The organism is Cupriavidus sp. GW822-FHT02D05, from assembly GCF_058802485.1.
On sequence record NZ_JBXAOE010000006.1, the window covers coordinates 179,560 to 191,250 of the forward strand.

Annotated in this window: 10 protein-coding genes and 3 pseudogenes; 5 read left to right on the top strand and 8 right to left on the bottom strand. The window is 63.3% G+C overall.

What is annotated here, in order from left to right; genetic code table 11:
- Positions 1-100 precede the first annotated feature (100 nt).
- Positions 101-1,465, top strand: coding sequence for an LLM class flavin-dependent oxidoreductase (locus AC1RQK_RS10255; protein WP_492808905.1), 1,365 nt, complete (start codon positions 101-103; stop codon positions 1,463-1,465).
- A gap of 54 nt (positions 1,466-1,519) precedes the next feature.
- Here the strand turns inward: AC1RQK_RS10255 and AC1RQK_RS10260 are convergent, their stop codons facing one another.
- The 7 genes and pseudogenes from AC1RQK_RS10260 to AC1RQK_RS10290 all read right to left on the bottom strand — a co-directional run.
- Positions 1,520-2,119, bottom strand: coding sequence for a nitroreductase family protein (locus AC1RQK_RS10260; protein ID WP_492808907.1), 600 nt, complete (start codon positions 2,117-2,119; stop codon positions 1,520-1,522).
- A 39-nt stretch (positions 2,120-2,158) separates the two neighbouring features.
- Entirely contained in the window at positions 2,159-2,362 is a 204-nt protein-coding gene (locus tag AC1RQK_RS10265; RefSeq protein ID WP_492808908.1) for a hypothetical protein, read from the bottom strand.
- Complete coding sequence (locus tag AC1RQK_RS10270; protein ID WP_492808910.1) at positions 2,349-3,377, bottom strand: MFS transporter; 1,029 nt, start codon at positions 3,375-3,377, stop codon at positions 2,349-2,351. The genes AC1RQK_RS10265 and AC1RQK_RS10270 overlap by 14 nt, the downstream gene beginning before the upstream one ends.
- Positions 3,378-3,397: 20 nt before the next feature.
- A complete protein-coding gene (locus AC1RQK_RS10275) occupies positions 3,398-4,243 on the bottom strand; it encodes a class I SAM-dependent methyltransferase (RefSeq protein ID WP_492808912.1) in 846 nt (281 codons plus the stop codon).
- 73 nt (positions 4,244-4,316) lie between these two features.
- Positions 4,317-5,288, bottom strand: a complete 972-nt coding sequence (locus AC1RQK_RS10280; protein WP_492808914.1) for a TauD/TfdA dioxygenase family protein — start codon at positions 5,286-5,288, stop codon at positions 4,317-4,319.
- A gap of 221 nt (positions 5,289-5,509) precedes the next feature.
- Positions 5,510-6,578: pseudogene (locus tag AC1RQK_RS10285) on the bottom strand (LLM class flavin-dependent oxidoreductase).
- A gap of 49 nt (positions 6,579-6,627) precedes the next feature.
- Positions 6,628-6,914 (bottom strand): annotated as a pseudogene (locus AC1RQK_RS10290) (NAD(P)H-dependent oxidoreductase); the annotation flags it as partial.
- Between AC1RQK_RS10290 and AC1RQK_RS10295 the strand changes: the two are divergent.
- The 3 genes and pseudogenes from AC1RQK_RS10295 to AC1RQK_RS10305 form a co-directional block, all read left to right on the top strand.
- Positions 6,901-7,287, top strand: a pseudogene (locus AC1RQK_RS10295) (TCP-1/cpn60 chaperonin family protein); the annotation flags it as partial. The pseudogenes AC1RQK_RS10290 and AC1RQK_RS10295 sit on opposite strands and share 14 nt — an antisense overlap.
- Before the next feature lie 271 nt (positions 7,288-7,558).
- Positions 7,559-8,533, top strand: coding sequence for a Bug family tripartite tricarboxylate transporter substrate binding protein (locus tag AC1RQK_RS10300; RefSeq protein WP_492808916.1), 975 nt, complete (start codon positions 7,559-7,561; stop codon positions 8,531-8,533).
- A gap of 40 nt (positions 8,534-8,573) precedes the next feature.
- Positions 8,574-9,884 carry an LLM class flavin-dependent oxidoreductase gene (locus AC1RQK_RS10305; protein WP_492809089.1) on the top strand — a complete coding sequence of 437 codons (1,311 nt, stop codon included), beginning with the start codon at positions 8,574-8,576 and terminating at the stop codon, positions 9,882-9,884.
- A 449-nt stretch (positions 9,885-10,333) separates the two neighbouring features.
- Here the strand turns inward: AC1RQK_RS10305 and AC1RQK_RS10310 are convergent, their stop codons facing one another.
- Positions 10,334-10,711 carry a PHA-granule associated protein 4 gene (locus tag AC1RQK_RS10310; RefSeq protein WP_492808918.1) on the bottom strand — a complete coding sequence of 126 codons (378 nt, stop codon included), beginning with the start codon at positions 10,709-10,711 and terminating at the stop codon, positions 10,334-10,336.
- Between the two features lie 545 nt (positions 10,712-11,256).
- Here AC1RQK_RS10310 and AC1RQK_RS10315 point away from each other — a divergent pair.
- Entirely contained in the window at positions 11,257-11,580 is a 324-nt protein-coding gene (locus AC1RQK_RS10315) for an H-NS histone family protein (protein WP_431798406.1), read from the top strand.
- Positions 11,581-11,691: the final 111 nt, after the last annotated feature.

The following is an 11,691-nucleotide window of genomic DNA, read 5'->3' on the forward strand; positions in this document are numbered from 1 at the left end:
AGGTCCTGGAGGATGGCATGGAGTTTGCGCTTTGGGATGGTCGCCACGCCACACGCGTGGTGCCGATCAAACAATCAGACCATCCCAAGCGAGTATTTCCATGAGCGAACGTCAACTCAAGCTCGGCGCCTTTATACAGGCTACCGGCCACCATATCGCCGCCTGGCGTCATCCCGGCTCCCAGGCAGATTCCGGGACCAATATTGACCACTATCAGGACGTCGCACGCACGGCAGAGCGCGGCAAGTTCGACCTGGTCTTCCTGGCCGACAGCGTTGGCGTGGTGGAGCGAGGTGACGACGAGGCGAGCAGCCGCTATGGCCGCATCGCGCATTTCGAGCCGGTCACGCTGTTCGCCTCGCTGTCCGCGGTGACACGGCATGTCGGCTTTGTCGCTACCGCCTCCACCACCTACGAAGAGCCCTACCTGCTGGCGCGCAAGTTCGCTTCGCTGGACCACATCTCCAAGGGCCGCGCCGCCTGGAACGTGGTGACCACCGGCAACGAGAGCGCCGCCGGCAACTTTGGCAAGGAAGAGCACCCGGCGCATCCGCTGCGCTACGAGCGCGCCGAGGAATTCCTCGATGTGGTCAAGGGTCTGTGGGACAGCTTCGAGGACGACGCCTTCCTGCGTGACAAGCAGGGTGGTGTCTACTTCGACAACGGCAAGCTGCACACGCTCAACCACAAGGGCAAGCACTTCTCGGTCAAGGGGCCGCTCAATATCTCGCGTCCGCCGCAGGGCTATCCTGTGGTGGTGCAGGCGGGTGCGTCGGACGCCGGCCGCGAGCTGGCCGCCCGCACGGCAGAGGTGATCTTTACCGCGTGGCAGACGCTGGAAGAAGCGCAGAAGTTCTACCGGGACGTCAAGGGGCGGCTGGCAAAGTACGGCCGCCATCCCGACGAGCTGAAGATTATGCCTGGGATCTCGCCAGTGATCGGCCGCACGCAGGAGGAAGCGGAGGAGAAGTACGCCGCCTTGCAGGGGCTGATCCATCCGTCGGTTGGACTCGGCATCCTGTCGCGCTATTTCCCCGGTGTGGATCTGAGCCAGTATGACCTGGACGGGCCGCCGCCGCCGTTTGCCCAAAGCACCAATGGCAATACTAGCCGCCTGGCACTTGTCACGGAACTGGCGCAGCGCGAAAAGCTCTCCCTCAGGCAGTTGTACGAGCGCCTGGCTGGCGCGCGCGGCCACCGGGTGGTTGTGGGGTCGCCCGAGCGAATCGCGGACGAGATTGAATCCTGGTTCCGCAATGAAGGCGCCGATGGCTTCAATGTCATGCCGCCGGTTCTGCCGGAGTCGCTGAACGACTTCGTCGACCTGGTGGTGCCTGAGCTGCAGCGCCGCGGCCTGTTCCGTACCGAGTACGAGGGACGCACGCTGCGCGAGAACCTTGGGCTGACGCGGCCCGCCAACCTCTTCGCGTTGCGGCGCGAGGCCGCGGCGGCCTCGGTCGCCTAAGCTGGCTTGCCTGCCCGTCCACGTAGTGCGGCGGGCAGGCCGGTGCGCGATGCGTCAATCCGCGGCGAAGGAGAAGCGGCCTTCGGCCACCAGCTGTTCCAGCGGATGGCGCTGGTTGGGATACTCGCGCGCCTGCAGGGCTTCCGGCAATTGCGACTTGTCGCCCTGCTTGCCGATGGCAATCACCGCCTCGATGGCGTAGTCGTCTGGGACGGCCAGCGATCCGCGCAGCCGGGCCTTGTCGAAGCCGCCGATGCCATGCGCATGCCAGCCCGACAGCGTGGCCTGAAAGGCAAGGCTGGCCCAAGCCGCGCCGGCGTCGAAGGAATGGGTGGCGATGGGCTGCGGCTCGTTCTTGCCCGGCGGCGTCCACACCTTGCGCGACAGGATTGCCACCAGGGCCGAGGCGCTCGCCCCCCAGCTCTGGTTATATTCGGACAGCGCCGCGAATACCGGTTGCCAGGCAGGCGTGTCGCGGCGTCCATAGATAAAACGCCAGGGCTGCGCGTTGTAGCCAGACGGCGCCCAGCGGGCCGCCTCGAAGAAGCGCAGTAAGGTCGCCTCGTCGATCGCCTCGCCGGTAAATGCGCGCGGCGACCAGCGCTGCAGGAAGAGCGGATGGATATCGTAATCAGTGCTGCGGGATTGGGACATGGAAGCTCCTGAATGGGAAGAGTGCGAGGGAGGGCGCGTTCAGCTCGACGGCATGTTGCTTGACGAAGGCGCGACGGCGGGCGTGCTATCCGCTTTGCGCAGGAACCAGAACGCAAGCAGGCCATAGAGCGGGAGGAAAATAAAGAACACATTCTGCAGGCCGACCACATCGCCAAGCAGCCCGCCAGCCGCACTGCCGCAGAGCGAGCCGAGTGGCCCCACCAACAGGTTAGCGCCGGACACCTTGCCCCGCCCCCAGGCGCGCGCCGATGCGTGCGATGCGGGTCAGGCTGACGATCTGCAGTAAGCCAAGCCCCAGTCCCTGCAGTAACACACCGGGCCACAGCCAAGCCGCGCCGGGTGCTCGACCGAGCAGAACGAGCGCCAGCGCCACCAGCCCGAAGCCGGCCAGGTAGCTGCGTCGCAGCCCCAGCCGCGCGGTGGTGTTGCCAAGCAGGAACAAAGTGGCGATATACGCCAGTCCGGAGCCCGTGAGGTAGGCCGAGGCGTGGGCGGCATCCAGCCGCATGCTCTCCAGCGCGATCACCAGGATAAAAGTGCTGAAATACATATGGGTGGACTGGGCGCAAAAATCGACGAGGTTGGTGATCCGCAGGTCGCGGTCACGCAGCAGGGCGCCCAACTGCCTGAGTACGGCGGCCTGGCCGCCGCGCGGGCCGGACTGCGCAGGGCGGGCGTAGCGCGCGAACACCATGGGCGAGAGCGCGATGGTCAACGCGAAGCTGGCTGCGATGGCCCACCATGTGCCGCGATAGCCAATCCAGGCGACCAGGCTCACGCCCAGCGCCGGACCGACCAAGAACATGCCGCTCATATGGGTGCCGCGGTACCAGCCCGCCTTGTTCTCACCCAGCGTGCGGATCTGCTCGAAGAACACGCTGTTGAGCGAGACAAAGCGCAGCGGCATGAAGAAGCTGATCGCCGCGCTGCAGCCCAGCAGGAACCAGGGCGTGGCCGCCCACGGCACGATGGCATAACCAAGTCCCGCAAGCGCGCTGCCCGTGACGAACAGCCGAACGGGGCCATAACGGTCCACCAGGAAGCCGATCGGCACGCTCATGACGAGCGTGCCGATCATTTGCCCGCTGGCGATCAGCCCCAGCTGCGCGTGGCTGGCGCCCAGCTCCAGCGCATAGAGCGAGGTGACGATCTTGGCGACGCCCACGCTGGTGCCCATCAGCGAGGCCAGCAGTGCGAAGACGACGAGGAAGCGATTGTGCAGGAGCCAGGCGCGCATCTTTGGAGGCCGCGCCTGGCTCAGGACGCCAGCGGCTTGTGTGCCGTGGCGAATATCAGATAACGTTCCAGGCGGATGCCTTCGGCAGTGCGGTAGCGTTCCAGCAGTTCGCCCAGGGCCGCAAGCACATGCGCAAGCTCCACGTCGTCGAAGGCGGTCAGTGTGTTGCCGAAGGAGCTGCTGCGGCTCCAATCGACCAGGCTGGCCGCGTCCGGTACCAGGTCAACGATGGTCCGAGTCGCGCCATCGTAGCCGGCAAAGCCGGCCGCTTCCACCAGCGCGCTGAGCTGCGCGTTGCTGACTGCGCCGAGGTTGCGGCCGTGCGGGCGGCGCGCCGGATCGACGCCGGCGGCCTCCGTGGCTGCGCGCAGCAGGGCGCCTGACTGGTGCGGCTTGTCGGCGTCGCCGCTGTTCAGGCCGAGCCGGCCGCCTGGCCTGAGCACCCGGAAGATCTCCGCCAGCGCGCGGGGCTTGTCGTCCACCCAGTGGAACACGCTGTTCAGGTATACCACATCGAAGCTACTGTCGGCAAAGGCGGACAGCTCCTCGGCGCGCCCGACGCTCACGGCGAAGTTGGCCTGCCCCTTGGAGGCGGCAATGTCCACCCGCAGCGGCAGCGGATCAATGCCGGTTACGTGGCCGCCGGGCGCCACTTTTTGCGCCGCGTAGACACCAAGCCGGCCGGTGCCGCTGCCGATGTCGAGCACGCGTTCGCCGGGATGGAGGGCGAGCGCGTCGATCAGCAGCTTGCCGTGGTTGAACTGGCGCACGCCCACCCGCTCATAGGTGGCGGCGAGCTCCGGCGAGTCGAGCGCGAAGCTGACCTGCCGGCGTGGAACGGCTTCGAGCAAAGTGGTTTGGCTCATGATGTTCTCTGTGAAAAGGAGAGTCTGCTGTGGCAGGCCGGTGCCGTTGGCCGCGGCCTGCCGGCTCGGGTATTCAGGCCAGGGCCGGTTCCGGCCGAGTGGGTGTATCGACCGGCTGCGCCAGCGCACTCGGCGCGCGGGTGCCAAAGGCTTCGCCCTCAACGCTCTTCGAACGGAAGCCGTCCGGTCCCACCGGTATGTCGCCGGTCAGCGTGGTGCGGTAGAGTACGCGCTCGACCTCGATGTGGTCGAGATCCTGGGGCGCCAGATGCGCGGTGGCACGGTTGTCCCAGAAAGCGATATCGCCGTTGTTCCAGCGAAAGCGCGTGGTGTAGGCCGGCTTGGCGAGCTGGTCGAAGAACAACTCGAGCAAAAGTTCGCTTTCATGCGGCGAGACGCCAACGATATGCGAGGTGAAGCCCGGGTTGACGAACAGTGCGCGCTCTCCAGTCTCGGGGTGGACGCGTACCACTGGATGGATCGAAACCAGTGGCTGGGCAGCGATGCGTTTGGCGATGCGGCTCTCCGATGGGAGCGTGGCGCGTGCGTTGAAGCGGTGCTCGGCGCGCAGCCCATCGGCCAGCGCGCGCAGCGGTGCGGACAAGCCCTCATAGGCCGCCACTAGGTTGGTCCAGGTGGTATCGCCGCCGAACGCCGGCACATTGACGGCGCGCAGGATGGAGCCGGCCGGCGGATTGACCACCGCGGTAACGTCGGTATGCCAGCGGCTTTCGTAACTGCTGCGGCGGATGCCGTTGCGGCGCTCGTAGCGGCTGCGATCGATGGGCAACAACTGCGGGAAGTTCTCGATCGGTTCGTCCTCGTGCGGATGCGCGTAGGTGACTTCACCGAAGCGCGAGGTAAAGGCGACTTGGGCGGCGTGGTCGATATGTTGGCCGCGGAAGAAAACAACTTTCCATTTCAGTAAGGCGCGGCGGATCTCGGCAACGGTGTCGTCATGCAACGGCCCCGACAGGTCGACGCCCCCGATTTCGGCGCCGATATGGCCGGCAACCTGGCTGACGGTGATGTGCTTGTAGCTCATGGTGTGTCCTTGCGAAACAGATTGGGAGGGAGGCCGCCGATGGCGTCTGCGCGCTGGCGGTGGTAGTGAGTAGCAAGCGCTGTACCAAGCTGCCAGACCCGTTGAAAGCCGCTGTATTTCGCGCCTTCCCTCGCCAATATGCTGTTGGCGAAGCAACGGCAGGAGCAGCTTTGCTGCGTGCTGGGCAGCAGCCGAGAGAAGGGGCTGGCCCCCCTGGCACATCAAGCAGCGTTGGCGTATCGGTTCACTGGGCGTCGCAGCCCGAGGTTCTCGCGCAGCGTGGTTCCCGTGTAAGCGGTGCGGAACAAGCCACGGCGCCGCAATTCTGGCACCACCAGCTCCACAAAGTCGTCTCGCCCGGCGGGCGGGGTGGGTGGCATCACGTTGAGGCCGTCCGCGGCGTCGTGGCGCAGCCAGTCTTCGCGTTGGTCCGCGATCTGCGTCACGGTCCCAACCAGTTGCCAATGCCCGCGCGCGCCTGCGATGCGCTCATAAGTCTGGCGGATGGTCAGGCTTTCGCGGCGGGCCAGGTCCGTGATCGGCGTCAGCTGGCTCTTGCCGCCGTTGGTGTCGGACTCCGTCGGCGCCGGCAGCGGGCCATCCAGCGGAAAGCCGGACAGATCGATGCCCCCAGCATGCCGGACAACGGCGCCAGACCGGTGCTCGGATGGATCAGGCTTTGCAGTTGCTGGAATTTCGCGCGCGCGTGGGCTTCGCTCTGGCCTACCACCGGGAAGATGCCCGGCGTAACCTTGAGCCCGTCCGGCGCGCACCCGAACTTCGCCATCCGGCCCTTGAGGTCGGCGTAGAAGGCTGCGGCCTCGGCCCGATTCTGCCCGGCGGTGAGCACAACTTCGGCCGTGCGCGCTGCCAGCTCGCGGCCGGGTTCGGAAGAGCTGGCCTGCACTACCACCGGCCGGCCCTGCGGCGAGCGGGCGACATTGAGCAGGCCTCGCACCTGGAAATGCTTGCCCTGGTGGTGCTCTGGGTAGCGATCAGGCCGATGTGACTGGTGACGGTGGACAGCATTGAGAGCAGCGTCAACGGCTCAAAGCTGATATTGCCCGCGCTGCGGCTTTGCGATTCGAGATCACCGCGGTTCCATACGGCGGCGCTGTCCGCGAGGAACAGCGTGTCTATGCCGGCACGCTCGGCGGTCTGCGCAATGCGCTTGTAGTGACCGATGCTGATGCCGCCGTCGACGGCGGTGTCGGGATGGCGCCAAGCGGCAACGTGGTGGCCGGTGGCGGGGACGAACGCACCGAAATGGAGTTGCTTGGCAGCGGTCATGGTTTCCTCTCGCGGCTTTGCGCGGCGGCGCATGATATGTGGCGAACGGCGGCACGGCACGCTCGATGGCTAGGCACACACGCGCCGGCAAGGCTCTACTGCCTCCGGTAGCCGTCGAAATCCGCGGTCGCGGCATAGACGCCGATGGGCAGCGTCAGCGCCTGAATGAAACTGAATAGCGGCCTCAACTGGTACTCGATGACCAGCGCATGGCGGTCGCTACCGCCGGTGGCGGCAAGGATGACCGGTGTGTCGATCAATGCATCCTGGCCGATCAGATCGAACAGGTGCTTGAGCAGTCCGGGCAGCGCCACGGTAGACTGGCGTGGCGCTGATTCGTGCGCGCCAGGCCATCAAGGATCTGACGGGCATCAACCCGGACCAGCAGGCAGGCATCAAGATCGTGCTGCGGGCACTGGAGGAGCCGTTGCGCCAGATTGTTGCCAACGCCGGCGAAGAAGCCAGCGTGGTGGTAGCGCGCGTGGCCGAAGGGACGGGCAATTTTGGCTACAACGCGGCGATGGGCGAATATGGTGACCTGGTGGAAGGTGGTGTGGTTGACCCGACCAAGGTCACACGCACCGCTTTGCAGAATGCCGCTTCGGTGGCAGGCCTGATCCTTACCACGGATGCCGCGATCGTTGAACTGCCTAAGGATGAGGCGACCGTGGGCGTGGCGGGAGCGGCCGGCGCAGGGCTGGATTTCTGAACCTGCAGATCGAAGCCCTGAAGTAGCTCGGGGCCAATGACGAAAGTCCCGCACTACGGTCTCGGATTGTTGGCAACGCCTCCCCAATGCGGGAGGCCTTGTATATTACGATCGATGGTCATAGTAGCTTGGTGCCAGCTAAGCGCATTGAATATCTCACTGTCGGGATTTCGTCAACGAACGACTTCAACTTACCTGCTTCGGAAATGTTCGTTAGGCTAACCGCTTACACGTGTGACACTCGCCCCTCGCATATTCGCTGGCCTTTGTCATGCCCATCTTCGCTATTCGTCTCGCGACAGCCATCATCCTAGCTGCTAGCGCCGCATCCTCCTTCGCGCAGGCCGGTCTGGCATATCCTTCCCGCCCGATTACCTATATCGTGCCTTACGCGCCCGGTGGCACCAATGACAATGTGGCGCGCATCATCAGCAAGCGACTGGCGGAGAAGACTGGGCAGAGCGTGCTGGTCGAGTACAAGCCTGGAGCCGGCGGCACGCTGGGTGCAGGCTACGTCGCGCATGCGCCGGCTGACGGCTATACGTTGCTCAATACGTCGATTGGCAATCTCGCGATCGCACCGCAACTGGTCAAGACCACGTTCGACCCGTTTGTGGATTTCGTTCCGGTGGCCTACATCGGCAACTCTCGCGCCACGGTGGCGGTCAATCCGAACGTGCCCGCGCGGAACCTGAAAGAACTTATCGCCTTTGCCAAGGCAAACCCTGGCAAGCTGACCTACGCGACCTCCGGAAATGGCACACCCGGACATATTGCCGGCGAGTTGCTTAAGTCGCTGGCGGGCATCGACATGCGCCATGTGCCGTACAAGGGCAGCGCGCCTGCCGTGGCAGACGTCATCGCTGGACATGTGGACGTGGTGTTCGATCCCCTCAGCACGGCATCCATCAAGGGAGGAAAGCTGCGGGCGCTCGCCTTCTTCGGTAGCGAGACATCGCCCGAATTGCCGGGCGTGCCGTCGATCGCGCAGGCTGGAGTCAACGGCTGGGAGAATGCGTTGGGCGGCTCCTTCTTCATCTCCGCACCGAAGGATACACCTGCGAGCGTACTGGCGGCGCTGCGGGGATGGCTCAACGAAATCCTGCTAGAGCCCGCGACTATCCAGGCGCTCGCCCGTGTTGAGGTAGAAACCCGTTCGCTCACGCCGGAGCAGACCAAGGCCACGATACGCTCTGTCCATGACCTGTCACGTCGCATCATTCAGAGCAGTGGAACGCAACTTTAGGCTCGTCGGTGCCGGCGCAACCTACTTCACCACAACTGATATGTCCACACCTTCGCCAAAGCCCATCAGGCTTGGTCTGTTCCTTCTGGCCGCCGGCCACCATGCCGCAGGCTGGCGCCATCCCGACGCCGAGTCCGGCACGGAGAATATCGATTTGATCGTGCGGGCTGCACAAGCAGCGGAACGCGCCAAATTCGATATGGTCTTTTTTGGCGACCGCTTGCTGACCACGCCCGATTCGCACCCGTCGATGATCACGCGGCCGGAACCGCTGACGCTACTGGCCGCATTGGCGATGGTGACTCGCCACATCGGTCTGGCGGCAACGGCATCCACGACCTATAGCGAGCCATTCAACCTCGCACGCATGTTTGCCACAGTGGACAAGATATCGAAGGGCCGGGCCGGATGGAACATCGTGACGACCTTCGCCGATGGCTCGGTGAACTTTAGTAGAGAACGGCATCCCGACCATGCCGAGCGGTACGCGATTGCCGATGAGTTCGTTGAAGTGGTCAAGGGGTTGTGGCGGTCTTGGGAACCCGATCCCTATGTGAGGGACAAGGAGGCCGGCGTGTATGTCGACATTGGCAAGATGCGTGCCTTGAATCACCGCGGCAGGTTCTTCGAGGTGGCGGGTCCACTCAACGTGACGCCGAGTCCGCAGGGGCATCCGGTGCTGATCCAGGCGGGCTCTTCTGGGCCTGGCCAGGCACTTGCCGCTCGTCATGCCGAGGTGGTCTTCACGGCGCAACAGGACTTGGTGGCGGCGCGGCAGTTCTATGGGGAAATCAAGGAACAGGTGGCCAAGCAGGGACGCGATCCGGCCCACTGCCTGGTGATGCCAGGGCTGATGCCCATTGTCGGCCGCACCGAGCGGGAGGCGTACGAGAAGCTGGCCGTATTGCAGAATGGCACCGATCAATCCAACGCGACTGCCTTGCTATCGGAGCAATTGGGCCACGATATTTCGGGCTACCCGCTAGATGAACCTTTGCCTGAGCTGCCATCCACCGAATCCATCCAGAGTCGCAGCCGGCTTCTGAAGAAGCTCGCGCGCGACCGTAACCTTACTTTGCGGCAGCTCTATCAAGTGGTTGCGAGCGCTCGTGGTCACCAGGTCGTTGTGGGCACCGCAGGGCAGGTCGCGGAGCATATCACTATGTGGGTGGACGAGGGCGCTGCCGATGGCTTCAATATCATGCCGGCCTATTTCCCAGGGGGACTAGACGATTTCGCGAATGGGGTGGTTCCGCTATTGCAGGCACAAGGGCGGACCCGCACTGAGTACCAAGGCAGCACCTTGCGGGAACACCTTGGGTTGCCGCTGCCCCCGCTTCCGTTGCGTTAGCCGTGCGACGATCGCAGCCCAAAAAGATTCCCCACATATCGCCGCAAATTCGGTTTGTTCGCTAACGCCATAAGTGCTGGCCCCACGCCATCTAGACGTGGCAGCAACTCGTCTTGGCAGCTTGCCTCGCAGATGCGTAATTGTTGCACAGGGCTACTCCCTCCGATTCTACTTGCGAGTCTAGACGCCTTATGGGGGGCAAAAGAGTTCTCGTTTTCAAGCCTGCCGGTCCTCTACGCACGGCTCGCCGAGAATCTCGGCTCGGAACGACTTCAAGATCCGCATCCGCGAAGTGGACAGCCACTGCCGTACGTCTGCAGCAGTTGATTGGTGCTCAACGGCGAGGCGCGCAGACGGTGGGACCCTCAAAAGTCGATCGCGCACCTCTGGCAGGGACTACCATCATATACTGTCGAGTACGGTGGCCGGGAGCCAAGGGGAAGCCGTGTTTACTCTACCCATACTGCATCCACCACTTCCCTTATCAAGTCTCCGGCGAGGATATAGTCCCCCAACTTGGACGCCTTTGCCTCCAAGCTCTCCAACACAGCCCCAGACAATTCGCTCAGATCAAATTGGCAATAGAGGTTCCGCTGCCGAAATGTCGCTTTGGGCCGCGATAGGCCAGCGACCAACGCCGTCGGCGATTTGACGGCAATGTTCTCTTGCCCGCGATATTCCACTCGTATTCCTGCCTTCTGGCCGAGCCGACCAAGTTCGATTGCGTCCTGCCAGCCTGCCTCGTAATCCAGTTCCACCACGGTCACGCCTTCCGTCCCCAGGAGGTTTAGTGCCTCCCCTTTGGTGCCAGCTCGTACTGTTGCCATTGACTTCTCCACTCACATTCTTGGCGCTTTTGGGCAACATCCTGTGTTCCCACACTATTGTAGTCGCCGGCGGAGCCTCGAGCCTGAGACCACGTTCCGGCGATTGACATCCGCAGGGGCTGGGGATTGTTGGGCAGACCGGGTGGGGAGAGGGCGCTGCGATGTCGCCGTTTTTTCAGAACACACTTCATTCAGAGTGGGATGCCAGCCATGGCATTGGCATTGGACAATTCCCCAGCTGCCACAGTCATAACCAGAGTCCTTGCAGGCTTCGAGTTCGGCAAATTCGGCTCGGGGCAGCCAAGGGTCGGCGAAGAACTTGTTGGTGCATGCCTCAGTCTGCACATGGTAACTCGCATTGGCTCACCCACTCTGCTGCAATCGCACTTTTCCTGACGGGGAAGAATAGACCGAGAGGGCTGCATTCACAGAAGTTATCTCTGTTCCGGCTAAGATCATCCGGGCGGGCTAGATTCACTGAGTTAGTAAAAATACGGCGAAGTGCTGTAGGATAATCGAACTGTTATTTATAGACGGAGATCGAAATGGCTACCTACAAACAATTGCTAGCAGAAAAGGAAAAGCTGGAAGCCCAGCTCGCCGAGGTTCGTCAAAGCGAAGTCGCCGGCGTCATTGAGAAGATCCAGGCTTTGATGGCAGAGTACGAACTCACCGTCGATGACTTGGCGCCGAAACGACGCCGTGGACGCCCGGCGGCGAGTGACAAGCCTAAGGCTGCGGCGAAGGAGAAGACCTCGCTGCCGCCGAAGTACATGGATCCAAAGACGGGTGCCACCTGGACCGGCCGCGGTCGTGCACCGGCGTGGCTGGGGAAAAATCGCGATAAGTTTCTGATTCCAGAGGCGTGAGCCGTTGGTGGAATGATGCTGCGGGCGTTAGCGCTGGCGAATCTGGGAAAGCGACAACATAACGGCGTCCCAAATGCGCCTTACGCGCCCGCGAAGCTGGAATCTGCATGG

Excerpts from the sequence above, each read along its gene's own strand:
- AC1RQK_RS10255 (WP_492808905.1), top strand. The coding sequence starts at position 101 with ATGAGCGAACGTCAACTCAAGCTCGGCGCCTTTATACAGGCTACCGGC.
- AC1RQK_RS10260 (WP_492808907.1), bottom strand. The coding sequence starts at position 2,119 with ATGTCCCAATCCCGCAGCACTGATTACGATATCCATCCGCTCTTCCTG.
- AC1RQK_RS10270 (WP_492808910.1), bottom strand. The coding sequence starts at position 3,377 with ATGCGCGCCTGGCTCCTGCACAATCGCTTCCTCGTCGTCTTCGCACTG.
- AC1RQK_RS10275 (WP_492808912.1), bottom strand. The coding sequence starts at position 4,243 with ATGAGCCAAACCACTTTGCTCGAAGCCGTTCCACGCCGGCAGGTCAGC.
- AC1RQK_RS10280 (WP_492808914.1), bottom strand. The coding sequence starts at position 5,288 with ATGAGCTACAAGCACATCACCGTCAGCCAGGTTGCCGGCCATATCGGC.
- AC1RQK_RS10300 (WP_492808916.1), top strand. The coding sequence starts at position 7,559 with ATGCCCATCTTCGCTATTCGTCTCGCGACAGCCATCATCCTAGCTGCT.
- AC1RQK_RS10305 (WP_492809089.1), top strand. The coding sequence starts at position 8,574 with ATGTCCACACCTTCGCCAAAGCCCATCAGGCTTGGTCTGTTCCTTCTG.
- AC1RQK_RS10310 (WP_492808918.1), bottom strand. The coding sequence starts at position 10,711 with ATGGCAACAGTACGAGCTGGCACCAAAGGGGAGGCACTAAACCTCCTG.
- AC1RQK_RS10315 (WP_431798406.1), top strand. The coding sequence starts at position 11,257 with ATGGCTACCTACAAACAATTGCTAGCAGAAAAGGAAAAGCTGGAAGCC.